This window comes from Streptomyces sp. F63 (assembly GCF_018070345.1).
GTDB lineage: Bacteria > Actinomycetota > Actinomycetes > Streptomycetales > Streptomycetaceae > Streptomyces.
The window spans coordinates 1-24114 of record NZ_JAGPXX010000045.1; the positions used below are offsets into that span (position 1 = coordinate 1).

Genomic DNA, 24114 nt, shown 5'->3' on the forward strand with positions numbered 1-24114 from the left:
CCGCTTTCCTGACATGCTACGGTCCCCTTTGTCTTTCGACTCCAGGTAAGTCATTCAGCCCAGGAATATTCTCCGAATTCCTCCCGGCTCAGCCGGGAATACATCAAGGCGCTTCCATGGCGCACTCGGCCCACACCGTCTTGCCCGGCCCGTCGGGCCTCGGATGCCAGTCCCAGCGGGAGGCGAGCCCGGCCACGAGCAGCAGGCCCCGGCCACCGGTGTCCTCGCCGCCCGGGGCCCGCACGGCGGCCGGGCGCGGCGGCACCCGCTCGGTCCGGGCGTCGGTGACCTCGACCCGGACGGTCCGCGGGCGCGGGGTGACGTGGAGGCGCAGCCGGAAGTCCCGGCCGGGGACGTGGCCGTGCCGCACGGCGTTGGAGGTCAGTTCGGCCACGATCAGCACGATCGCCTCGTGTTCGGGGGTGCCATACGGAATTCCCCACTCGTCCAGGCGATGCGCGGCCAGTCTGCGGGCGAGGCGGGCTCCCCGAGGGGTGGAGGTGAACTGCATCCGGAAGGTGTGGTCGTGCGGCGCGGGCGCGGTGCCCACGACGGTTGCCGCGTGGGGGTGTTGAACGGGGCGGGGGTGCTGGTGGGTGCCGCCGGGGCTGCGGGGCTTGCTGGTCATGACGATCACGGTCCTGCCCGGTGGAGCGCCATGACCAGGGGTGACGCGCCGTCAGTGGCCCGTTGTACGCGCGGTGCCGGTACGGGTACGCGACGAGTGCCGTGACGGCCGCCCGCAGTACGCGTTGAACCGGGGAGGCGGTCCGGCCAACGGGCCACGGACACGAAGGGGGACGGCGATGGCGGTCGACGAGGCACCGGTGAATGCCGGGGACGGCTGGGACAACGACGACGGCGCCGGGGCGCGGGCCGCCGACAAGTCCGGCCAGGGGGTGGTCGTCGCCTTCGGGCGGAGCATGAAGATGCTGCGCCTGCGGACCGGCATGGAACGCGCCGAGTTCGGCAAGCAGTTGGGCTACACGGCCTCCAGCGTCGCGTCCTTCGAGCAGGGCCGGAGGATCCCGCCGCCGCGGACGATCGACCGGGCGGACGAGGTGCTGGACGCGGGCGGGCTGCTGACCGTGTGGAAGGAACAGGTCGAGCGCGCGCAGTACCCGGCGTTCTTCCAGGGAATGGCCGCGCTGGAGAAGGAAGCCGTCGAACTGCTCTCGTACAACATGCCTGTGCTCAACGGGCTTCTCCAGACCGAGGAGTACATGAGGGCGCTGCTGGCCATGAGGCGTCCACCGCTGGACGAGGAGACGATCGAGCAGCGGGTGGCGGCACGATTGGCCCGGCACAGCATCTTCGATCGCCGCCCCGCCCCGTTCCTGAGCTTCGTGCTCGACGAGTCGCTCCTCCGCCGCCCGTACGGGGGCAGGGCTGTGCTGCGCGGCCAGTTGGAACACCTGCTGCTGACTGGCCGGAAACGCAACGTGGAGATCCAGGTCATGCCACTCGACCGTGAGGACAACGCGGGCGTGAACGGGCCGTTCACCGTCGTCACACGCAAGGACGGCAAGCAGTTCGTGTACACGGAGACACGAGGAATCGGCTCTCTGGAAACTGACCCGGAGCAGGGGGTCCTGGCCGCCGCACTCTATGGGATCATCCGATCACAGGCTCTCAGTCCGCGGGAGTCAACGGAGTTCATCGAAGGGTTGCTGGGATCGCTATGACCAACGCCGAGTCCTCGACCGTCGCCTCCGGCCCCGCCTGGTTCAAGAGCAGCTACAGCGGAACCGAGGGCGGCGAATGCGTTGAGGTCGCCGCCGGCACAAAGGCTGTGCACGTCCGGGACTCCAAGGACGTGTCCGGACCGGTTATCCGCGTATCCCGGGAAGCGTGGGCGGGCTTCATCGGGATGACCTCGTCGCAGCGAGGCGCCTGACGATCGCACCGCGTACACGAGAGCCCTGCCGTCCCCTTGCGGACCGGCGGGGCTCTTACTGTTCGAGGACCTGCACTGTCTGCCCCTGCCCCTCCCCGCGGAAACAGGAGGTGAGGTACGGGGTGCGGCGGGTACCCGGAGGCTTGGCACGACGTACGCGAGACCCCCGGGAGGCATCCCATGGGCAAGTTGGGCGACATGGCGAAGAAGGCCAAGGAGGCGGCGAAGAGCCACCCCGACCAGGCCGGCAAGGGCGTCGAGAGGGCCGAGCGCATGGTCGACGAGCGGACGGGCGACAAGTACGACGCCCAGACCGACAAGGCCGCCGACGCGGCCCGCCGCTCCTACGGAGGCGACGAGCCGAAGGAGCGGTAGCCCCGGCGTCACAGCCCCGGTCCCCCGGTGTCCGCACGCCGGGGGGCCGTCCTTGTGGTGGTGGGCGACCTCGGCGACGGCCGCGGTGTGGGCGTCGAGCAGGGCATGGTCGGCCATCGACCGGTCCGGTTCCATCGTCAGCTGCTGCGACTTCGCCTGCTCGGCGCACTCACCGGTGTCTGCCCGCCTCCACTGAGCGTTGAGGACCACTGAATCGGCGCAGGACACGCTTCCGCGATCCAGTATTGTCTGTCGACAGCTTCTGGAAGGGCATGCCGTGCGGCACAGTGGTGGTGGCACACGGGCGGTCACGCGAGTTCTGACCGCTGTCGTTGTCGTTGTCGTGGTGAGCAGTTGCTCGTCAGACGATCCGGCGCGGGCCGAGAAGTGGCAACAGGAGTACTGCACGAAGCTGGGGGCCTGGCAGGACGCCAAGCGCGCTGCGGCGACCAGCGGGGCAGACGTGAGTGCCGGTGACGAACGGGACGACCCGTCGTCCGAGTCGGACGACGTCGGATCAGCAGGCCAGGCCGCCATCACTGCCTCGGAACGGCTTGTCCGGGGTGACACCGCACACCGTGGTGGCACGATCCTCGACGACACTTCCAGTGCGGTCGCCGGCGACATCGACGGTGAGCGTCGTGCCGTGTCCTACTGCGACAGCGCAGGCTTCGAGACTCTGGTCGATTCCGCCGGCTAGGCGCGCACGGCACGGCCGTGCCGCCCCGTCCGCGATCCGGCGATCCGGCGATCCGGCGATCCGGCGATCCGGCGATCCGCAGCGGCGCCCGGCTCCGCCCACGCCGGACCGAAGCCCCACGGATCGGGACACCGTGCGGCCCGGACGGTGACCCGTGCACGGGTGCGGCGATGAGTTTCCGTGGCCCGGGGAGTCACACCACCGTCGTCGACAGCACAGGAGAGACACATGACCCAGTTGCTGAGAGTCCAGAACTTCACCGTCTCCAGTGACGGAATCGGTGCCGGTGAGGACCAGAGCCTTGAGAGGCCGTTCGGCCATGTCGATCCCGGGCGGATGTTCGCCTGGGCCGGTGCCACGGCGAGCTGGCCCGGGCGCAGCGATCCCGGGGGCAGCCGGGGTCTCGACGACTACTTCACCCGGGACTTCGCCCACAACATCGGCGCCGAGATCATGGGCCGCAACAAGTTCGGGCCCCAGCGCGGTCCCTGGCGGGACCACGAGTGGCGCGGCTGGTGGGGGGACGAACCGCCGTTCCACACCCCGGTGTTCGTCATGACGCACCACGAGCGTCCGTCGTTCACGCTCTCCGACACCACGTTCCACTTCGTGGAGGGTGATCCGGCCACGGTGCTGGCGCAGGCCCGCGAGGCGGCGCGGGGCAAGGACGTCCGGCTCGGCGGCGGGGTCACGACCATCCGGGAGTTCCTGGACGCCGATCTCGTCGACACCCTGCACGTGGCGGTCTCGCCGGTGGAACTCGGGTCGGGCCTGCGGCTCTGGGAGTCGCCCGACGAACTGCTCGACCGCTTCCACCTGGAGGTCGTGCCCAGCCCGAGCGGCGTGACGCATCACCTCTTCTGGAGGAAGTGACGGGGTTCCCGCGCCGGCCCGGGACGGCGTTCGGCGGAGGGGGAGAGCCGCGACCGGGTCCCGGCTCTCGCACGAACCGCACTTGAGCGGCCGCGGAAGTCCCGCGCGCCCAGCCGGGGCGTGGTCACGGACGCGAGGGCGTGGGGCAGGCGGCGGACTCCAGATCCGACAGGAGTTCACCGAGCACCGCCTCCTCCTCGATGCGGAGGCCGTGTTCGGTGAGAGCGGCGGCCAGGGCCGGGTCCCAGGGGGTGTCGGCGGGTGAGCCCGTCAGGTGCGGGGCGCCGGTGGTCCGGGCCGCCGCGGTGCGGTAGTCGGCGGCGGTGTAGCGCCACGGCCGCCAGGGGACGCTGCGGCGCAGGGCGGTGGCGATGCGGACCCCGCCCCAGTCGAAGTCGCCGTGGTAGCGGATCTCCGCTCCCTGCGCGGACAGGGTGCGGAGCAGGGTGAGTGCCGCCGCCGACGGCTGTCCCTGGAGGCACACCAGGGGCGGGCAGGACGGGCCGAGGGTGTCGGCGGCGGCGGACAGGACGGCCGGGTTCTCGCAGACGTGGACGGTGCCGGTGGCCGTGGGGGCTGGGGCGGGGACGGAGGCGAGGCGGCTGAGGTGGCGGAGGGTCAGCACCGTCGGTTCGCCGGCGTCGGCCATCCAGTCGAGGGCCGGGGTGCCCCGCAGGTTGAGGGCGAGGACGGTCGACGACAGGTCGTCCTTGAGCAGGCCCGCGGACGCCCATGCCTCCCGCCGCCACTCGGTGCCCGAGCCGTCGGGGAAGCCCGTGAGGGCGCGGAGGCCGGACAGCACGAGCGCGGCGAGCGGCGTCCCCTCGTCCAGGGCGTGCGCGCCGGAGAGGTGCCGGGCCGCGAACGCCGCACGGGACACCGGGGGCGACACGGGCAGCGCGCGCAGCGCCCGCACGGCGTCGGCCACCAGGGGTCCGGCTGCCTCCGGGGTGCGCGCGAGGCGCCGTATCAGGCCGTCCCGGCGGACGCGTTCGGCCCAGCCGGCCAGCCGCTCGCCCTCGTGATCCGTGGGGGCGGCGAGGGCGGTGAGCGGGCCGTACGCCTCCGTCCAGGCCCGCTCCTCCCGGCTCCGCGCCTCCGCGTGCGGGGTGACGGGGCCGGTGAGCGCGATGACGGCGGCCGCCAGTCCGCCGGGGCTGACGCCGGAGCGGCGCAGGACCGCGTCCACGGTGTCGAGGCGGACGGTCAGGGAGCCGCCGGCCCGCGGTGCCCGCCCCAACAGGCTTTCCGCAGCGTGCCGTTGGGACGCATCGGGACGGGCGAGCGTGACGGCGCCCGTGAGCGGCCGGCCACGTGCCATCCGCTGCCGGGCACGGTCCACGAGCCAGGCGAGACCGGGATCGCCGAGCAGCCGGCCCAGGCGTTCGGCGTCGACCGGTCCGGCGTCGACCTGGGCGACATCGGCTGCCGGTTCGGCTTCGGCCCGTTCGGTGTCAGGTGATGCCGTCGGGTTCACGTCCACAGCGAATCCTGCGCGCTGTTGTCGCCGGGGGTGCCCGTACCGGCGGGGGTGCCCGTACCGGCTGGGTCAGTGCTCCCGGCGGCGCCGGTCCGCTGCGGCTCACCCGCCGCGTCGCCGGCCGCCCCGTCACTCGCCGCAACCACCGCGCCCACCGCACCCACCGCTCCGGCCGCACCCACCGCTCCGGCCGCTCCGGCCGCTCCGGCCGCCTGGCCGGGGACGCCTGTCGGCGCGGTGCCCGTCTGCGCGGTGCCCGTCTGCGCACCGGTCGGTTCGCCGGGGTCCGGACCGCGGCGCCGTTCGCGGCCGTCCCACTCCCACCGGGTCACCAGCACCGCGTCGATGCCGTCGACGCGGGCGAGCTGCGCGATGGCGATGCCGGGGACCTGGGGGTAGCAGGCCCACTCGCGTTCGCTGGTCATGACGACGTCGAGGTCGAAGGCGCGCAGCAGGCCGAGGCACTTGGCGCGGGAGTCGTCGTCCACGCCGGCGAACGCCTCGTCCAGGGTGACCAGGCGCGGGGCGTGGGCGCCGCCCGCGCTCGCGTAGTGGGAGGACGCCGCGGCGAAGAGGGGGACGGACGCCGCCAGGACCCGTTCGCCGCCCGAGGCGGGACCGGTGGCCGGCACCCACTTGCCGTGCTGGTGGCGTTCGACGCCGAACTCGTGCCAGGAGCGGTAGTCGAGGGCCGCGGTGAGGTCCTCCAGCCAGCTCCCCGTGCTGTCGTCGGCCTGCCGGCGGGCGATCTGCTCCTGCAGGAACGCGCCGACCGCCTCCCGGTCCTCCGGTGACCAGGCGTCGGCGGACTGGCGCAGCCGTTCCCGCGCCTGGGCCAGTCCCTGCGGGGCGCGGCGGGAGGCGCGCCACACCAGCCGCAGCTTCATGCCCGTCGAGGTGGGGCGCTCCTCCAGCTCCCGGTTCATGGCGGCCACATGGCGCTCGGCGGCGCCGATGAGTTCCTGGAGGGTGCCGGCGACCTCCGTGATCAGGTGGGTCTGGAGGATCTCGCGTTCGCGCGCGGAGAGGATGCGGGTCAGCTCGGCCACCTCGGCGGCGAGGGCGTCGGCGAGTTCGGGGACGGCGCGTTCCCGGCCCTGGTAGACGATGTCGACCCGCATGCCGTCCTCGCCGGGACGGGCGAGGGCGGAGTGGCCGTGCCGGGAGAGGGCGTCCTGCAGCCTGCCGAACTCCTCGCTGAGGCGCTTCTGCACGCGTTCCCAGGCGGCGTCCGAGTCGTCGGTGTCGGAGAGCTGGGACTCGATGGCGCGGGCAAGGGTGACGGCCGGGGTCGCCGCCCACGTCCCGCCGCCCGCGGCCTCGTCCGGGACGGGGAGGCCGGGGAGGGCAACGGCGAGCAGCCCGGTCGCGGTGAACCGCTGGAGCGCCGCGATGGCGCGCTCCCGGGCTGCGGTCGCCTCGGTGACGTCCTTGGTGAGCTGGTCGATGCGGCCCTCGGCGTGGCCGACCCGCTCGCCGGCGGCGGCGAAGTCGTCGCGGGCGCGCCGCCGTTCGGCCTCGCAGGCGCGGGCGGCCGCCGCGGTCTCCTCCAGCCGCCGCTGGAGTTCGGCGACGGCCGCTCCAACGGTGGAGCGGAGGGTGGTGAGGTGCTGTTCCGCCGCGGCGGCGAGCCGTGCCGCCTCGGCCGCGCGGCGGGTGAGTTCGTCGGCGCGGAGCCCGGCCCGTTCGGTCTCGGCCTGTTCGGCGGTGACGGCCTGCCCGGCGTCGGCGTGTTCGCGCAGGGCGGGCCAGAGTGCGGCGAGATGCGCGGTGTGGCCGGCGAGTGCCTGCCGTACGGAGGCCAGGCCGGCCCGGTCGGCGGGGAGCTTCAGGGCGGCCGCGGTGTCGGTGAGTTCGGCCGCCGCGCGGTGGGCCTCCGCCACGGTCCGGGCCAGGTCGGCGGCCCGCTCCTGCTGCCGGATGCGGGCCCGGTGGGCGGCGTCGGCGGCGGCGGTGACGCGGGCGTGGGCCTGGCGGAGGGCGTCGTCGCCCGGTACGGCGGCGAGTTCCGCGTCGAGCGTCCTGCGGCGTTCGGTCACGGCGCGGAGTTCGCCGGCGAGTTGCTCCCGTTCCGCCTCCAGTGCGGCCAGTTCGGTGCGGAGTTCGCCGATGCGGGCGCGGCGCGCCTGTTCCCGGGCGCCTTCTCCGACGTACTGGGCGCTGTCCTTGGTCCAGCTTCCGGTCAGCGCGCCGACGCGGAAGCGGCCGTCCGCGGAGACCCAGGTGGTGTGGCTCCCGCCGTCCTCGGGGAGGGGTTGGCCGGGGCTGCCGCCGGGCTGTGCGGGCGGACCGTTCAGCCCATGCTGTTCCTGCTGTTCCTGCTGTTCCTGCTGTTCCTGCTGTGCCGCCTGCTGTCCGGGCTCGGCGGGCTGTCCGTACTTGCCGGTCAGGCCGATCGAGGCGAGCAGCCGTGCGACCGTCTCCTCTCCCACGGCGGCCGCGCGCACGTCCGCCGGGTTGACCGCCGGGCGCAGCGCGCGGTCCAGGCCGCTGCCCGGCGGTGTGCGGGGACGGTCGTTCAGGGGGGTGAGCAGCACGTCGTGGCCGTCCGCCGCCGCGACCGCGGAGCCGTCCGGCCGGACCCAGGCGTCGAGGAGACCCGATGCCTCCAGCGCGGCTTCGAGTCCGGCGCGTTCGGTCCCGGTGAGGTGCGGGCGGAAGTCGACGAGCCGCCACAGCGGGGCGCCGAGGCCCTGTTCCCGGATGCCGGGGGTGCGGGTGTACGGGGCGGACGGGCCGCGCTGCCCGCCCGTTTCGAGCGCGGTCAGCTCCTCCGCCGCCTGCCGTTGCCGTTCCGCCCGCGCCGACTCGCGGTGGGTCAGGGCGGCCGCGCGGTCGGCCAGGCCGGCGGCGGTGGCGCGGTGGGCCCCGGCCGCCGCGGTGCGGGCCGGGTTGGGGCCGTCGAGTGTGCCCACCCAGTCCTGGACCGCGTCGAGGACACCGGGCAGCCCGGGGACGCTCAACTCCCGGCAGCCGGACAGGTGTTCCCGTACGGCCGTGATCAGCGCCCGGCCCGCCCCGGCGATACCCTCCTCCGCCTCGGCCAGCCGTTCCGCGCCGTGCAGGGCCTCCTCGTCGGCCTCGTCGGCGCGGAGCCGGGCGGCCCGGCGCGTCTCCTCGGCCCGTTCGGCGCGGGTGGCGAGTTCCTCGACGTGCTCGACGGCCCGCCGCCTGCCCGCCGTCGCCTCGTCGGCCTCGCGGCGCAGGGCCGCGTCGGGGGCGCCCTCCGTGCGGGGGACGGCGAGCCCGGCCGCGGCGGCGCTCTCCGCCACGCGGCCCCGGATGCCGTCCAGGGTCTCCCGCGCCGCGGTGAGGCGGTTCCCGGCGGTGGCGAGCCGGCCCCGGGCGCGGGTGTGGGCCTCATCGGCCGTCCGCCGGTCGGCCTCGGCGCGGGTGACGTCGGCGGCGGTGCGGGTGGCGTCGGCGGCCGCCTGGTCGAGGGCGCGGGCGTCGCGCATCTCCGGCCCGGCGCGGAGTGCGGCGTCCTCGGCGCTCAGGCGCGCGGCCCGCTCGTCGAGGGCCGCTTCCCGCTCCTGCGCCTCCGTCCGGTCGGCCACGGCCCGGTCGCGCTCGCTCTGCGCGGTGAGGAGTTCCCGCTGGAGGCGCTCATAGCGGCTGTGCTCGGCGCGGGGCAGACGGGCGCGGCGGCGGGAGGCGATGCGGGCGTAGCGCCGGTAGTGGCCGAGGAAGGCGGAGGCCGCCTGTTCGGCTTCGCGCGCCGCGCGCAGTTCCTCCTTCTCCTCGTCCAGGGAGCGGAAGGCTTCCGCCGCGTCGGCGAGGACCGCCTGGTCCATGGGCGGCAGCGCCTCGGTCAGCGCGCGAGAGAGCGCGGCCTCGTTGGGGCGCTTGGACAGCTGCGGCTGCCGGAGCTGGATGAGGAGGTCGACGAGCGCCCCGTAACGGCGCTCGCCGAGGCCGAAGAGGGCTTCGTCGACCGCGCGGCGGTACGTCCTGGCGGTGTCGTGGACGGTGCCGCGGTCGCCGAGAGCCTCGGCGAGCCGGTCCCGGGAGAGGGCGGTGCCGGTGGCGTCGACCAGCCGGAGGCCGGCGCCGACGCGCTGGTCCGTGACGGCGAACCAGTGGCGGGCGATGCCGCGCCCGGCGACGGCCTTGAGGCCGCAGAGGAGGGTACGGAAGCGGGGCTCGCCGGTGGCCTCGTCGAGCCGGCCGAACTCGATCCAGGTGTAGCCGAGGCGCTCGGGGTGCGGGTGCTCACCGCCGAGGAGGAGGTTCCACTCCATGCGCTTGCCGGGGTCGCCGTCGGGCTCGACGCGGCGGGCGGAGAGGTCGCCGTCCAGGAGGAACGGCAGGGTGAGGGCGAGGACCTTCGACTTGCCGGTGCCGTTGTTGCCGCGCAGCAGCAGGCGGCCGTCGCGGAACCAGAACTCCTCGGCGTCGTAGTGGAACAGGTCGACGAGCCCGAGGCGCAGGGGCCGCCACCGGCCGGGCACGGGGCTGGGGAGCGCGGTCACGGGACGGATCGCCTTTCTCTCGTGCGCTGTCACGGCCGCGTCGTGCGCGGTGTGGTGGTCCGGAGTGGGGGTGGTGGTGCGGTCCGGAGTGGTGGTGCGGTTCGAAGTGGTGTGGCTGTCCGGGGTGGTGTGGTGCGCGGTGCGGCCGTGCGCGGTCGTGTCGTGCGCGGTCGTGTCGTGCGCGGTCGTGTCGTGCGCGGGGCCGTCCTCCGGGGTGCTGTCGTGCGCGGGGCTGCCCTGTGCGGCTTGGCCGTGTGCGGGGTGGCCTTGCCGGGGCCGCCGTGTCCGGGGCCGACCAGCCCGGGGCCGTCGTGCCCGGGGCCGTCGTGCCCGGGGCCGTCGTGCCTGGGGCCGTCGTGCCTGGGGCCGGCCCGTCCAGGGCCGCCGTGCCCCGAGCCGTCGTGCGCGGTGTTCCTCACGGTGGTATCCGTCATGGTGGTGCCCCTCACCGCCGGGCGCCGCGGCGCGGCCGGGCCGCGGGCCCGCCCCCGGTCTCCCGGACGACGGGCTCGCCGACCGCGTACCGGGCAAGGGCCGGGCGCGGCACGATGCCCCGCTCCGTGTACTCGACGAGGTCCAGGGCCACCAGTTTCGCCAGGGCCTGCGCCACGAGTTCGGGCTCGGTACCCGGTTCCCTCGCCGACTTCGCCCAGAAACCGCCGTGTTCCGCGGCCAGTTCGCGGACGTGCGCCGCCAGCTCGGCCGGCTGGACGGGCCCGGCCGCCCGCGCCAGGTGGCCGGCCAGGAGCAGGGTGACGTGACCGTGGGTGCCCTGCTCCGGCATGCGGACGTCCGTGAGCTCGCCGGCGGCGCCACCGGGTCCGGGGGCGGTGGGAGGGTCGACCATGGCGATGCCCTCGGCGCGTACCTCCGCGACCAGCCCGGTCAGTTCGCCGATGCGGGCGGTGATGAAGCCGCGCTGCCGGGTGAGATAGGCGAGTTCCTCGTCGGTCAGCTCGTCGTAGTAGAGCACCGGGTCGTCGAGGAGGCGGCGGGTCAGCTTCCAGCGGATCGCGCGGAAGCGCAGCTCGTCGCTGTCGAGCGCGGTCCGCGCCGTCATCTCCGCAAGGCGTTCCTCAAAGCCCTCCGCCTCGATCAGGGAGGGGCCGCGCCGGGTGGCCGGCATCCCGGCGAGCACGCGCCGTCGCACGTCGTACAGCGCGTCGCCCGAGCCGCTGACGTAGGCGTCCTCGTCGCCGGCGACCCGGCGCAGCACCCCGTACCGCAGCAGCAGCCGGACGACGGCCGCGAGGTCGAGGCGCTCCTCGCGCCGCTCCAGGGTGAACGTGATGCCGGCGGCGGCGAGTTCGGGGTCGGCGGCGGACAGGACGACCTGCTCGGCGAGGCGCCCGAGCGCCACCTGGGACTCGCCCCGCTCCAGCGCGGCCAGCGCGAGGCAGAGCAGGACGTAGCGGCGGCGGGTGAAGGGCTGCGCGCTGCGGGTGGCCTCGCGGGCGGGGTGCGTGGGATCGGTGAGGGTGCCGGGGGTCTTGCGCAGCCGGGCGGCGTCGGCGTCCGTGCGCAGCGACCAGCCGGCGTTGCGCTCGAACCACTCCCGCAGTTCGGCGGCGTGCCGGCGCACCAGCCGGAACGCGTCGGCGTGCGGGCCGTCCGCGGTGAGCAGCGGTTCGCGCAGCAGGGCGCGGGCGGCGCGCTGGAGATCGGCCTCGCGCTGGCCGTCCAGGACCTCGGCCAGGGGACCGGTCATCGGTGCTCCGTGACATGCGGGGCGGTGTGGGCGGGACGGAGGTGGCCGCTCTGCGGGGGGACGGGTGCGGGCGCGCCCGCCGGCGGGCTCTGCGGATCCCGCGGACCCTGTGGATCCCGCCCGGCCGGGGCGGCGGCGTGGCCCGTGGACGGGCCGGGCGGGCCGGTCCGGCCGGGAAGGCCGGCCTCCTCCGCCATGAGGCGGTCCCCCTCCCCCTCCACCGTGAGGCCGTCCTCTTCCGCCGTGAGGTCGATGATGTCGATCAGATGGTCGGGACCCCTGAACACACCGTCGGGCGTGTGCACTTCGGCCGTGGAGCCGTCGTCGAGCGCGGTCAGCCGGATCTCCATCGAACCGTCGCCGCTGGTGGCGGTAGTGGTCGTCATGCCCGGCCGCCAGGTGGCGAGGGCGTCGCCGAGCAGGCGCAGGAAGAGCTGGAACGCGAGCGGGTCGAGTTCACCCAGGCGGGACAGCCGGACGGGCCCGCCCGTGGCGAGGCGTGCCCGGGCGGCGGCGGCCTGCTCCGACTCCCGGGCGGCGATCTCGGCGAGCCGGCGCCTGGCCTCGCTCCGGTCGGCCACCCTGCGCGGTTTGCCGCGCCGTTCGTAGCTGCCGGTCCGGCGGAGCTGGGGGCTGATCCGCAGCGGCCGGGCCTCGGCCCAGGGGGTGGTGGCCGGTTCGGGGGTGGCTGCCCGCTCGGCGAGAGTGTCGGCGTCGATGGTGAGGTGGCGGGAGGAGTACAGCCCGAACGCGACCCGCCACAGCCGGTGCCGGGTCTCGTCGTCCGGTGCCTGGGCGAACCAGCGCGCCAGCACGCGGAAGTCGGCCGAGCGGTCGGAGCGCCCGGCCCGCCGCTCGTTCAACTGCCTTACGACTGCGAGGAGTTGCGGGATGGAGCCGAGGGCGCGCCCGCGCAGCAGCCGGGCCTGCGACTCGCGCCCCTCCGAGGACACGAACCACTCGGCGAGCCCGGACCACCGCGCGACCCACCTCCCGTACGCCGCCGTCTCCGCGTGCTCGGCCTCCTCCGGCGCCGCGTCGGCGGCCTCGCGGGCGGCGGCGAGCCGCAGCAGGGGCCCGACCCGGTCCTGCTCCTCCAGCTCGCCGATGAGCAGGGCGATCCGGCCGCCGAGGGTGATGAGGTCCTGGATGAACCGCTCCAGGTACTGGATCAGCCGGTCCTTGTAGGCGAGGAACGCCTCGACCTCGATGTCGTGCAGGTCGATGGTGCGCTGGAGGGAGCCCATGAAGGCGCGGGCGTTGTCCGCGAGATCGGTGAAGCGCGCGGTGAGCACGGAGAGGGCGAGGTGGGCCTTGGCCGGGTCCGGCTCGTCCTCCGAGGCGATCACCAGCAGCGCCCGGAGCTGGGTGACGATGTCGTGCAGCGCCACGGCCTGGAGCTCCCCGCGCCGCCCCAGCACCTCGTCGTATGTGCCGAGCGCCGCCTCGGCGGCCTCCCCGGCCCGGGTGAGCTGGTAGATGAAGCGTTTGCGGTAGAAGTCCTCGACGGCCGTCACCCGCGCCGTGTCCGGGTCGGCACGCAGATTGCCCCAGGCGACGAGGGCGTCCAGGGCCTTCACCACCGCCTCGGCGTCGCCCGGCCGGCTCTCCGGGTCCAGGGCGGCGTACACGTCCTCCGGCCGCAGATGGACGGCGAACCGCTCCTTGGCCGCGAGGAAGGCGCGCATCACCTGCCGGTAGAGGGCGGCGTTCGGGACGGTGAGGTGGGCGAAGGGGCCGTAGCGGCCGGGACCGGGGCCCGGGCCGCCGGGACCGGGCCCCGAGGGGACGGGATCCGAGGCGCGGCCGGGAGCCGAGGGGCCGGGCACCGAGGCGCGGCCGGGAGCCGAGGGGCCGGGCACCGAGTCCCGCCGGGGCTCTACGGGCGGCACGGGCAGAACGGGGGCTACGGGAGGTACGGAGGGTACGGGAGGTACGGGAGGTACGGAGGGTACGGGCTGGGGGAGCTGGGAAGTCATCGCCGGTCCATTGTCCCGTACGCTGCGCGTCTCTGTGCGCGATGCCGGACTTCTCCCCGCCCGGACTCCCCTCTTTTCCGCCTCTTCCGCTCCCCGGCTCTCGCGGGGCCGACGGCCTTTCCCGGGCACGGAGGACCGGGGCGACCCGACCTGCGGCGCTCTCCCGCCCCGGCGGCCCCGGCGGGCCGAGGCCGGCGCCTCTCTGCGGTGGGCCGGCGGTGCGCCGCCCGCGCCCACCGCCGGGTGTCCGGCGGGAACACCCGAGTGCCCGTCCTCCGTCCCGCCCGGCGGCGGCCCTCCCCGAGCCCTCTGCGCCCTGCGGAATTCCACAGAGCAGTCTTAAGGTGGAGATGTGGAGAGGAGGCACCAGTCGGATCCTCCGTCACCGCGAGAGCTGTCCGCAGACCTCGGCGGTCAGCCGGTCGGCGGCGTCGATCGCGGCGGACAGGGCGTCCGGGGCCGTGGCCGGCACGGTGAACAGCGCGTGAGCGCGTGCGGTGAAGTCCGCAGGAGCAGCCGGGAGTTCTCCCGCTTCCCGAACGGCCCCCTTCTCGTTCAGCACCCAGCGGCCCGCGTGGGCGTGCAGGCCCTGCACGAGGAGCCCGGTGGCGCGGAAGAGGCAGCCCGCGACGTAGAAGGCGTCGCCGCGATCCACTCCCTTGCGGGCACAGGCCAGAGTGAACGGGGCCTCCCACAGCGCGTTGGCGATCAGGGCCTCGCGCAGCGACTCCGGATAGTGGCGGGTTTCCCGCTGCAGGGCTCGCAGTTCGCCTGCCGGGTCGGCCAGTACGCGCCCGACAGCCAGCTCGCCGGCATAGGTGTGGGAGTACACCCCGAGCGGATGACCGGCCTGGACGCCCACCTCGAAACGTCCTGCCCGGCAGTCCGCCCAGACCTGGTGGACGCGGTCCAGGTCGCGGTAGATCCAGTCGACACGGCGGCCGTCAACGGTCAGCCACGCCCCACCGTCCACCCACGGACCCCAGCCGCCCGGTTCGGTCACCTCCACCGGCCCGCCGGTGAGGTCGGACGCGAGGAGGCGGAGGGCCGCGGTGTCCAGTGGCGGCCGGTAGTACAAGCCCAGGTCGTAATCCGATGCGGGATGATGCGTGCCCTTCGCCCGGCTGCCGCCCAGGCACACTCCGGCGACTCCCCCGACGCCGGTCAGCCGATCCGCGATCTCCTTCAACCAATCCATGGCCCGAAGTCTGCATGATCCGGGCGCCGGCCGGCCACGGCGACCGCCTTCCCGCCGCCCGGCATTCGGCTCACCCGCCGCGCAGGTACGGCAGGAGTTCCGGAGCGCCGCACCCTGCCCACCTGCCACGCCCGGTGACACCAGCCCCGACCGAGCGCACGGCCGGGACGGCACCGACCGCTGTTCAGCCGCCCGGAAGACCCGGGCCCTGCCGCTTCCACTCCCTTCCCTCGGGGCGAACAGCGGTCTTCGGCGAGTTGCCGTGACCTGTGTCCGCGGGAAAGAGGCGATCTCCGCAGAGCCGCGGTCAGACCACGGACACGGCGACGAGCACGAAGGCGGCGGCGGCGAGCACGGTGCGGCACCGGTGCAGGGTGTTCCACCGCGCCTCGAAGGCACCCCGGGCGGCACGCTCGTCGCCGCGGCCGTGTGACCTCTCCAGCGCGTTGTTCAGCGGAACGTTGCCGAACGCGGTGATCAGATGGCCGGCCAGTGCGCAGGCGGCAGCCGCCGCGAGTCCGGCACCGCTCCCGTCGCGCGCCTCCGGTGCCACGAAGAAGGCGGCCGCCGGGAAGGCCACCGAGCCGAGGAAGAGGGCGAGGAAGAGGGGACCGGGCACCTTCCGGTTCACCGAGCGCATGACGGCGGTGAACGAGAACTCTCCGCAACCCGCTTGCTGCCACTACGCTCTGATTGAACGTCATACCGTCCGACCGGCACAGCGGGCGGCGGCAGCGGGGGCCGGGCAGGCGCCCTTCACCACGTCCGAGGGCAGGGGCAGCGCATGCGGGACGGCCGGTGGACCACGGTCACCGAGTCCGAGTTCGATCACGAACGCCGCGGGCTGCGGGCCGTCAAGGAACGGCTGCCCGACTCGGAGCCGTGGCGCGCCTGGTCGAACTTCACCTTCACGGCGAACACCGGCCACGTCCGCGAGGTCGACCTGCTCGTCGTCTCCCCCGGCGGCGTCCACCTGATCGAGCTGAAGAACTGGCACGGCTCGGTCACCGGCGAGAACGGCACCTGGGTCCAGACCACCCCCACCGGCCGCCGCGTCCCCCACGGCAACCCGCTGCACCTGGTCAACCGGAAGGCCAAGGAGCTGGCCGGCCTGCTCCTCGGCCACGGCAAGCGGGTCTACGTCGGCGAGGCCGTCTGCTTCACCGAGGGCTCCCTGCGCGTCCGCCTCCCCGCCCACGACCTGAACGGCGTCCACAAGCTCGACGAACTCGTGGCGATGCTGCAGCAGCCGCCGCGCGACGCGCGCCACCGCATCAGCCCCACCGACTCCCGCGAGATCAAGTCCGCGCTGGAGCGGATCGGCATCCGGCGCAGCGACGCCGAGTACAAGGTCGGCCCCTACCTCCTGGACCGCAAGCCGCTCGACACCGGCCCGACCTGGGCCGACTACGGGGCCCGCCACAGCGAGCTGCCGGAGACCGCCCGCGTCCGCGTCTACCTCCGGGAGCGCGGCTCGGACGCCTCCATCCGCGAGTCCGTGGAGAACGCGGCCCGGCGCGAGGCGGCGGTGCTGCGCCGCTTCCGGCATCCCGGCGTCGTCCAGCTCAAGCAGTACGACCCGTCCGGGCACTCCGCGGGCCCCGCGCTGATCCTGGACCACCACCCCCGGACCCTGCGCCTGGACGCCTATCTGCTCCAGTACGGCGCGAAGCTCGACGTGTTCGGCCGCATGGCGCTCGTCCGGCAGCTCGCGGAGACGATGCGCTCGGCGCACTCCAGCCGCATCTACCACCGCGCGCTGGCGGCCCGTTCCGTACACGTCGTCCCGCGCACCCGCGTCCCGAACGGCCCCGGCGGCGAGGGCGGTCCGGCGTCGGCCGGGGAGGAGGCCGCCTGGCTCCACCCGCACCTGCAGATCTCCGACTGGCAGGTGGCGACCCACCGCGGCTCCGGCTCCACCGGCGGCTCCGGCCGGGGCATGACCCGCTTCGCGCCCACCGCCCTCTCCACCCGCCACCTGGCCGACGACTCCGACCCCTATCTCGCCCCCGAACTGACCGCGCTCAACGCCGACCCGGTCTATCTGGACGTCTACGGCCTCGGCGTCCTCACCTACCTCCTCGTCACCGGCCGCCCCCCGGCTGCGAGCCAGGCCGAGCTGCTGGCCCGCCTGGAGGCGGGCGAGGGCCTGCGCCCCAGCTCCCTGGTGGACGATCTGCCGGAGGACATCGACGAGCTCGTGCAGGCCGCCACCGCCTACCGCCCCGAGCAGCGCCTGTCCACGGTCGACGAGTTCCTGGAGATGCTGGAGTGCGTCGAGGACGCGCTCACCGCACCGTCCGCCACCGCCGCCGACGAGGCGGAGGCCCCCGGCAAGGACCCCTTGGAGGCGGCCAAGGGCGATGTCCTGGCGGGCCGTTGGGAGGTGGTGCGGCGGCTGGGCACCGGCTCCACCAGCCGCGCCTTCCTCGTCCGCGACCGCGAGGCGGAGGCCCGCCGCACCCGCTCCCTCGCCGTGCTCAAAGTGGCGCTCTCCGACAGCCGCGGCGAGATCCTGGCCCGCGAGGCCGAGGTGATGGGCCGGCTGCGCCCCGACTCCCGCGTCATCCGCCTCATCGAGCCGGAGCCGCTGCGCATCGGCGGGCGCACCGTCCTGGCCCTGGAGTACGTGGGCGACGAGCGGGACGGTACCGCGGGCGGCGGCGCCGAGTCCGCCACCGGCCGCACCCGCCACCGCGAGGAGACCGTCGCCCGGCAGCTCCGCGAGCGGGGCCGGCTGCCCATGGACCAGCTCGAAGCCTACGGCGACTACCTCTTCGGCGCCGTCGACTTCCTGGAGGGCGAGGGCGTCTGGCACCGCGACATCAAGCCGGACAACATAGCGATCCGCGTCCGCCCCAACCGCACCCGCGAGCTCGTCCTCATCGACTTCTCCCTCGCGGGCTACCCGGCGAGGGACTACGAGGCGGGCACCGAGGGCTACCTGGACCCGTTCATCGGCACGCTGACCCGCACCGCGTACGACTCGCACGCCGAGCGCTACGCCCTCGCCGTCACCCTGCACCAGATGGCCTCGGGCGAGCTGCCCAAGTGGGGCGACGGCTCGGTGCTGCCGCGCCAGACGGACGCCAAGGAGTTCCCGCACCCGAGGATCGAGTCGGACGCCTTCGAACGCCCCATCGCCGAGGGCCTGACCGCGTTCTTCGAGAAGGCCCTGCGCCGCGACGCGGCCCGGCGCTTCCCCGAGCTGAAGCCGATGCGGGACGCCTGGCGGAAGATCTTCCTGGACGCCTCCCGCACGGTGCCGTCCAGCCACCGCCCGTCCAGCCACCGCCCGCCGCGCCACCCCGGGCAGCAGCCCGGCGGGAACGGCGCACCCGGCACACCCGGCACACCCGGCGCATCCGGCACACCGGGCGCGAACGGCGGGACCGCACCGGCCCCCGCGGCCACCCCGCCCGGCACGGCACCCGCGCCCGGCGCGACGCCCGCCCCGGCCCCCGCCCCGATCCCCGACGCCGAGCCGCCCACAGCCGACCAGCAGCGCGAGCAGCTCGCCCGGAACGTCACCCGCGCCACGCACCTGTCGCAGGCCGGCCTCACCCCCGCCGCCGAGTCGTTCCTCTACGGCCTGGACCTCACGGACGTCGGCCAGTTCCTCGACTACAGCCGCCGCAAGCTCCTCAACGCCCCCGGCCTCGGCGCCAAGACGCGCGCCGAACTGCAGCGCCGACAGCGCGAGTGGGGCCGGCTGCTGCGCGAGGCCCCGGTGTCGCCGCTCACCCCGCGCGGCCGGGCGGAGGCGAAGGAGGAGCTGGAGCAGCTCACGGACGCCGAGTCCGCCGTCGCCGGCGCCCTCGCGGCGGGAGGGTCCACACCCGGCCCGGCGGGCGCCCTGCCCGGGGCGGCCCTGCGCTCCGTCAGCCTGGACACGCTCGCCACGATCCTCGTGCCCGAGGTGAACAACAACGGCTCGAACCGCGCCAAGGCCGAGACGGTGCGGCTGCTGCTGCGCCTGCCCGACGAGCGCGGCGAACTGCCCGGCATCGGTGTGTGGCCCTTCCAGAAGGACGTGGCGGGCCGGGTCGGCCCGTCCGCGCCGCAGGTGTCGCGCCTCATGAAGGAGGAGCGCAAGCGCTGGCAGAAGCACCCGGCGGTACGGGAACTCCGCGCGGAGATCCTCGAACTGCTGGAGGACCTGGGCCGGGTGGCCTCCGCCGCCGAGATCGCCGACGCGCTGGCCGTGCGCCGCGGCACGCTGCTCGCCGAGCGCGAGCAGCGGCGCGCCCTGGCGCTCGCGGCGGTGCGGGCGGTCGTGGAGGTCGAGCAGTTCGTCCCGGAGACGGCCGAGTTCCAGCACCAGGCCAACCGCAAGGCGACGGAGGAGTCCCTGGGCGCGGGCCTCCTCGCGCTGGACGTCCGCGAGGCCGACGAGGAGACCGGCCGCCCGGCCGACCCGCCGGACACCCCCACCGCCCCGGGCCTGCTGGAGTACGCCATGCGGCTGGGCCGGAAGGCCGACGCCCTGGCCGAGCTGGACACCCTGCCCACGGCCACCACCGTCCTCGGTGAACTCACCGCCCTCGCCCCGCCGCCGGGCACCCTCGACTGGGACGAACGCCGTCTGGCCGAACTCGCCGCGGCCGCCTCCGCCAACGCGGCGGCCACCCCGCGCCTGGAGATCTACCCGCGCGACCTCTCCCTGGTCCGCGCCCTCCGCCTCACCCAGGCCGGCCTGGTCCGCCTCACCCCCGGACTGCGCGAGGGCCTCCAGCCGGGCCTGACCCCGGAGGCCGTGCACGAGCGGGTCCGGGCCCGCTTCCCCGAACTCGTCCTCCCGGACGGGCGCGGCGGCCACACCCACGACCTCCCCACCGGCCCCGCCCTGACCAGGGCACTGCGCGACGCGGGCTTCGACCTGAAGCTCGCCACCCACGAGGACGGCCGGACCCTGCGCTATCTGCCGACGCGGATGGACAGCGCCTCCAGCTACGTCACCACCCGCGCCGGACGCCACTCCACCGACGTGGGCGCGGTGACCCGCTACTCCGACGACCCGACGCTCGCGGGCGCCGTACGGGCCGAGGAACAACTCACCGCCTCGGCCCGCCGGGACGGCTACCGGGTGCTGACCGTACGGGACGGCCTGTCCCGCCAAGCGGTCGAGCAGCTCGGCCGCCCCGACCGCACCGGCGCCCAGGTGGTGTCGGTGACGGCCCTCTTCCTGGACGCCCTGCGCGCACTCGTCCCGCCGGGCACCAAGCCGACCTGGGAGACGCTGCTCAAGGCCGACGCGGCGGAGCCCGGTTCGCGGGGCGCCGTGAAGTTCGCCCAGTACGCGCGGACCGCCTGGGGCACGGTGGAACCGCGCCTGCGGGAACTCCTGGCCGGGGCCGGGGCGGGGACGGGCGCCGGGCCGGGAACGGGCACCGGGGCGGGAGCCGACGCGGAGACCCGGGCCGGCGGGACGGAGACCCCGGCCGGGACGGGCACGGGTACAGGTACGGGCGCCGGTACGGGTACGGGCCCGCTGCTGCTGACGGACGCGCAGGCGTTCGCCCGCTACGACGCCATGGGCGTCCTGGGCCGCCTCGCCGACCTGGCCCGGCGCGGCGGACGCGGCCTGTGGCTGCTGGTACCGCAGGGCGACCCGGCCCGCGAGCCGAGACTCGGCACCGTCGCGGTGCCCTTCCAGTCCGCGATGGGCGAGTGGATCGAACTCCCGGACTCGTGGGTCAACAACGACCACCGGTCTCGGGCGGGTGAGCAGTTAACCGAGGGAGACGGCAAGTGATCGACCGCAAGGCCCTGTTGGACGCCCTCAAGCCCCAGGTGAAGGCGGTGGAGACCGACCTCGCGCGGCAGGTGGGGGCCGTGGAGGAGGTCGGGACGCGGCTCCGCTCCGAGTACGAGCGGGCCCGCAAGCTGGGCCGCACAGCGGCGACGTGGAACTCCTGGCTGGACGAGCGCGTCACCCAAGTCGCCGTGGCCTGGGTGCTGGGCACGGTCTTCATACGGTTCTGCGAGGACAACCGGCTGATCCCCGAGCCGTACATCACGGCCCCGGACGACGACGGGCGCGAACTGGCCCTCGCCCGCTTCGACCAGTACGTCTCGGACAGCGACGACCCGACGTACCGGGGCTGGCTGGAGCTGGCCTTCGCCGAACTGGGCTCCGGACAGGCGGGCCGGCTGCTGTTCGACCGCCGCCACAACCCGCTCTACCAGATCCCGCTGTCCCACGACGGGGCGCGGGAACTGGTCGAATTCTGGCGCGAGCGCGACGAGGACGGCGCGCTGGTGCACGACTTCACCGACCCGCTGGAGGAGGACGGCGACGGCACCCGCGGCTGGGACACCCGCTTCCTCGGCGACCTGTACCAGGACCTGAGCGAGGCCGCGCGCAAGACGTACGCGCTGCTCCAGACCCCGGAGTTCGTGGAGGAGTTCATCCTCGACCGGACGATGGAACCGGCGATCCGGGAGTTCGGCTACGAGGACCTGAAGATGATCGACCCGACGTGCGGGTCCGGCCACTTCGTCCTGGGCGCCTTCCGGCGGCTGGTCCGGCGGTGGGCGGAGGGCCAGCCGGGCCGGGACGTACACGAGCGGGTGCGGGCCGCGCTGGACTCGGTGCACGGGGTGGACCTGAACCCGTTCGCGGTGGCTATTGCCCGGTTCCGGCTGCTGGTCGCGGCGATGGCGGCGGGTGGGGTGACCACGATGGCGGAGGCGGGGCAGTATGCGTGGCCACTGCATTTGGCGGTGGGTGACTCGCTCATCAAGCACCGACACAAGCAGGGCAACCTCTTCGACGGGCTGGATGAAGAGGGGGCCGATGAGCTTGCCGACTTCAAGTACGGGACTGAGGACCTTGGTAACCACTCGGAGATTCTGCGGCCGGGACGGTATCACATAGTGGTGGGAAACCCGCCCTACGTCACCGTAAAGGACAAGAAGCTCAACGAGATCTATCGGAACCTTTACGATACCTGCACCGGGGGTTATGCATTATCAGTTCCGTTCACTCAGCGATTCTTCGAATTGGCAAAATCGGGAGATGTCGACGCCGGAGACGGCTACGGAATAGTCGGCCAAATCACTGCAAACTCCTTTATGAAACGTGAATTTGGCACTCGACTGATCGAGAGATATTTCACACAAGAAGTAGAGCTCACCGAAGTTATCGACACATCCGGCGCACATATCCCCGGACACGGAACCCCAACCGTCATTCTTATCGGAAAGCCCCGTCGCGGACAATGCGGTTCAGCAACAATCCGAACGGTTCGGAGCATACGTGGAGAACCATCCGCTCCTGATCGGCCCGATGAATCGTACGTCTGGAGATCAATCGTCAAACAGATCGACGCTCCGGGATCAAGTGACGAGTGGGTAGCCGTTGACGATCTCGACCGAATGCAGCACTTCTCCTCACACCCATGGATTCTAACTGCAGGAGGCCGGGAACTGATCGACCAAATCCATGGAAACAGCCACCAAAGGCTCTCAGAACTGGTGAGCAACATCGGCGCGAGTGCAGTAACCCGCGAGGATAGCGCCTTTATGGTTGGGCGGGGTTTCCTCCAGCGCCATCGGATCCCGGATGGTCAGCGGCGTCCCCTCGTCGAGGGCACCAAGTTGCGGGATTACGTTATATTGGACCCTGAAGAGTCATTGTGGCCATACACCGAAGAAGATCTGAGACCCACAGCCCCTGTTGCTCTTGAGAAGGCTCTATGGCCCGCGCGTCGCGTACTTCGCGAACGCACGGCATTCGGAAAGACCCAGGTTCAACGTGGTCTCGCATGGTTCGAGTACTCGATGTTTTTCAAGTCGCGCTATCGGGCTCAGCCAACCGTTTCCTTAGCCTTCGTCGCAACGCACAATCATTTCGCCCTTAGTCGACCGCGTGACGTATTCCAGCATTCCGCACTGATCCTTGAACCACGAGAGCCATGGAGCAGGGAGGAACTACACCAAATACTAGCCATCCTCAATAGTTCGACTGCCTGTTTCTGGCTCAAGCAAGTATGCCACGACAAAGGCCACGGCGGAATTGGTGGCGGCATCGCGAGCGAAGAATGGGAAAAATTCTACGAATTCAACAGCACCAACTTGGCCGAAATACCACTACCCCGTTCACGCCCGGAAAATCTGGGCACCGCTCTTGTTGAATCCGCCGAAGCGATCAGTTCCACTCTGGCAGAGTTGACCATGCAGGACATTCCAAGTGTCACGCTGGGTGACTCCCAGGCCCGCTACAAGAAAATCCGCGCTCGAATGATCACGCTGCAGGAAGAGTTGGACTGGCAGGTCTACGCTCTGTACGGACTATACCCAGAAGATCTTCGCGCGTCTGAGGACCCTATCTCTCCGAACATTCCTCAACTCGACCTTGGCGAAAGGGCCTTTGAGATCGTGCTGGCGAGGCGCCTTATCGCCGGTGAGGCGAGTGACGAGTGGTTCAAACGGCACGGTTCCACGCCCATCACAGAGATTCCGGCTCACTGGCCCGCCGCGTACCGCGAGGTCGTGCAGAAGCGGATCGATGCCATCGAGTCAAGTCGGGCCATCGGCATGATCGAGCGGCCCGAGTACAAGCGGCGCTGGGCCACCGAGGGTTGGGACGCCCTCCAGGAGAAGGCCCTGCGGTCCTGGCTGCTTGACCGGATCGAGAAGCGGGAGCACTGGTACGACGACAACGGGATGCCCGCCATCGTCACGCTCTCCCGGCTCACGGACACCCTCTCCCGTGACGAGGCATTCGTCTCCGTGGCCGCGATCTACGCCCCTCGCAAAGAATTGCCAACCATCGTCCGCGAGTTGATGACCGACGAGCACGTGCCGTTCCTCGCAGCCCTGCGCTACAAGCCGTCCGGACTCAAGAAACGGGCGGACTGGGAGCACGTCTGGGACCTCCAGCGTCAGGAGGACGCCGCGCCCGACGAGCCCGCCAAGAAGAAGATCCGGAACTCCATTCCCGTACCGCCGAAGTACGTCTCGGCCGACTTCCTGCGCACCTCTTACTGGCGGGCGCGTGGCAAGCTCGACGTGCCCAAGGAGCGGTTCATATCCTACGGCGCCGCCAACGTCGCCACACCCGACCTCTACGGCTGGGCCGGCTGGGACCACCGCGAGCAGGCGTACGCCATCGACACCTACATAGCCACCCGCGAGGCCATGAGCACCGAGGAGGTGACACCGTTCCTCGCCGGCCTCCTGGAACTCCAGCCCTGGCTGGACCAGTGGCACCACGAGTCCGACCCGACCTTCGGCGTCTCCCCGGCCGAGTTCATCAGAGGCGACCGGCTAATGACCCAAGGCGAACACGGCCTCACGGACGACGACCTGCGGTCCTGGCGCCCGGCCGCCACCACGCGAGGACGCCGCGCCCCCAAGAAGTAGCGCCAGACCCGAGCCGACGCGAACACGACGACGGCTCCTCACCCGCCTGGCCGGTGGGTGAGG

General features: G+C 73.0%; 15 protein-coding genes. 8 read left to right on the plus strand and 7 right to left on the minus strand.

What is annotated here, in order from left to right; translation table 11 throughout:
- Nucleotides 1-103: 103 nt before the first annotated feature.
- Nucleotides 104-628: an ATP-binding protein gene (locus KBZ10_RS27420; RefSeq protein ID WP_210990436.1), complete on the minus strand. Its 525-nt coding sequence runs from the start codon at nucleotides 626-628 to the stop codon at nucleotides 104-106.
- A 178-nt stretch (nucleotides 629-806) separates the two neighbouring features.
- Here KBZ10_RS27420 and KBZ10_RS27425 point away from each other — a divergent pair, with 178 nt between their 5' ends.
- The 6 genes from KBZ10_RS27425 (at nucleotide 807) to KBZ10_RS27450 (ending at nucleotide 3845) form a co-directional block, all read left to right on the plus strand.
- Nucleotides 807-1685 carry a helix-turn-helix transcriptional regulator gene (locus KBZ10_RS27425; protein WP_210990437.1) on the plus strand — a complete coding sequence of 293 codons (879 nt, stop codon included), beginning with the start codon at nucleotides 807-809 and terminating at the stop codon, nucleotides 1683-1685.
- A complete protein-coding gene (locus KBZ10_RS27430; RefSeq protein WP_210990438.1) occupies nucleotides 1682-1897 on the plus strand; it encodes a DUF397 domain-containing protein in 216 nt (71 codons plus the stop codon). The genes KBZ10_RS27425 and KBZ10_RS27430 overlap by 4 nt, the downstream gene beginning before the upstream one ends.
- Before the next feature lie 180 nt (nucleotides 1898-2077).
- The gene (locus tag KBZ10_RS27435) at nucleotides 2078-2272 is read left to right on the plus strand and encodes an antitoxin (protein WP_210990439.1); all 195 of its coding nucleotides are present in this window, start codon (nucleotides 2078-2080) and stop codon (nucleotides 2270-2272) included.
- 27 nt (nucleotides 2273-2299) lie between these two features.
- Nucleotides 2300-2485, plus strand: a complete 186-nt coding sequence (locus tag KBZ10_RS27440; RefSeq protein ID WP_210990440.1) for a hypothetical protein — start codon at nucleotides 2300-2302, stop codon at nucleotides 2483-2485.
- A gap of 133 nt (nucleotides 2486-2618) precedes the next feature.
- Nucleotides 2619-2972: a hypothetical protein gene (locus tag KBZ10_RS27445; RefSeq protein WP_210990441.1), complete on the plus strand. Its 354-nt coding sequence runs from the start codon at nucleotides 2619-2621 to the stop codon at nucleotides 2970-2972.
- 228 nt (nucleotides 2973-3200) lie between these two features.
- Complete coding sequence (locus KBZ10_RS27450) at nucleotides 3201-3845, plus strand: dihydrofolate reductase family protein (protein ID WP_210990442.1); 645 nt, start codon at nucleotides 3201-3203, stop codon at nucleotides 3843-3845.
- Nucleotides 3846-3969: 124 nt separating this feature from the next.
- Here the strand turns inward: KBZ10_RS27450 and KBZ10_RS27455 are convergent, their stop codons facing one another.
- The 6 genes from KBZ10_RS27455 to KBZ10_RS27480 all read right to left on the minus strand — a co-directional run bounded on the left by KBZ10_RS27455 (nucleotide 3970) and on the right by KBZ10_RS27480 (nucleotide 15313).
- Nucleotides 3970-5322, minus strand: coding sequence for a TIGR02679 family protein (locus tag KBZ10_RS27455; RefSeq protein WP_307847633.1), 1353 nt, complete (start codon nucleotides 5320-5322; stop codon nucleotides 3970-3972).
- Nucleotides 5319-9830, minus strand: coding sequence for a TIGR02680 family protein (locus KBZ10_RS27460; protein ID WP_307847634.1), 4512 nt, complete (start codon nucleotides 9828-9830; stop codon nucleotides 5319-5321). The genes KBZ10_RS27455 and KBZ10_RS27460 overlap by 4 nt, the downstream gene beginning before the upstream one ends.
- A 412-nt stretch (nucleotides 9831-10242) precedes the next feature.
- Entirely contained in the window at nucleotides 10243-11505 is a 1263-nt protein-coding gene (locus KBZ10_RS27465) for a TIGR02678 family protein (protein ID WP_210990443.1), read from the minus strand.
- On the minus strand, nucleotides 11502-13397 hold the full coding sequence (locus KBZ10_RS27470) for a TIGR02677 family protein (RefSeq protein WP_307847635.1): 1896 nt from the start codon (nucleotides 13395-13397) through the stop codon (nucleotides 11502-11504). The genes KBZ10_RS27465 and KBZ10_RS27470 overlap by 4 nt, the downstream gene beginning before the upstream one ends.
- A gap of 469 nt (nucleotides 13398-13866) precedes the next feature.
- Nucleotides 13867-14682: a nucleotidyltransferase domain-containing protein gene (locus tag KBZ10_RS27475; RefSeq protein ID WP_210990444.1), complete on the minus strand. Its 816-nt coding sequence runs from the start codon at nucleotides 14680-14682 to the stop codon at nucleotides 13867-13869.
- 307 nt (nucleotides 14683-14989) lie between these two features.
- The gene (locus KBZ10_RS27480) at nucleotides 14990-15313 is read right to left on the minus strand and encodes an anthrone oxygenase family protein (protein ID WP_307847636.1); all 324 of its coding nucleotides are present in this window, start codon (nucleotides 15311-15313) and stop codon (nucleotides 14990-14992) included.
- Nucleotides 15314-15466: 153 nt separating this feature from the next.
- Here KBZ10_RS27480 and pglW point away from each other — a divergent pair, with 153 nt between their 5' ends.
- Entirely contained in the window at nucleotides 15467-20437 is a 4971-nt protein-coding gene (gene pglW, locus KBZ10_RS27485) for a BREX system serine/threonine kinase PglW (RefSeq protein WP_210990446.1), read from the plus strand.
- Nucleotides 20434-24051: a BREX-2 system adenine-specific DNA-methyltransferase PglX gene (gene pglX, locus KBZ10_RS27490; protein ID WP_210990447.1), complete on the plus strand. Its 3618-nt coding sequence runs from the start codon at nucleotides 20434-20436 to the stop codon at nucleotides 24049-24051. The genes pglW and pglX overlap by 4 nt, the downstream gene beginning before the upstream one ends.
- Nucleotides 24052-24114 lie beyond the last annotated feature (63 nt).

What these genes read in the sequence shown, in the direction of transcription:
- KBZ10_RS27435 (WP_210990439.1), top strand. Translation starts at nt 2,078, where the DNA reads ATGGGCAAGTTGGGCGACATGGCGAAGAAGGCCAAGGAGGCGGCGAAG.
- KBZ10_RS27430 (WP_210990438.1), top strand. Translation starts at nt 1,682, where the DNA reads ATGACCAACGCCGAGTCCTCGACCGTCGCCTCCGGCCCCGCCTGGTTC.
- KBZ10_RS27420 (WP_210990436.1), bottom strand. Translation starts at nt 628, where the DNA reads ATGACCAGCAAGCCCCGCAGCCCCGGCGGCACCCACCAGCACCCCCGC.
- KBZ10_RS27465 (WP_210990443.1), bottom strand. Translation starts at nt 11,505, where the DNA reads ATGACCGGTCCCCTGGCCGAGGTCCTGGACGGCCAGCGCGAGGCCGAT.
- pglW (WP_210990446.1), top strand. Translation starts at nt 15,467, where the DNA reads ATGCGGGACGGCCGGTGGACCACGGTCACCGAGTCCGAGTTCGATCAC.
- KBZ10_RS27425 (WP_210990437.1), top strand. Translation starts at nt 807, where the DNA reads ATGGCGGTCGACGAGGCACCGGTGAATGCCGGGGACGGCTGGGACAAC.
- KBZ10_RS27475 (WP_210990444.1), bottom strand. Translation starts at nt 14,682, where the DNA reads ATGGATTGGTTGAAGGAGATCGCGGATCGGCTGACCGGCGTCGGGGGA.
- KBZ10_RS27450 (WP_210990442.1), top strand. Translation starts at nt 3,201, where the DNA reads ATGACCCAGTTGCTGAGAGTCCAGAACTTCACCGTCTCCAGTGACGGA.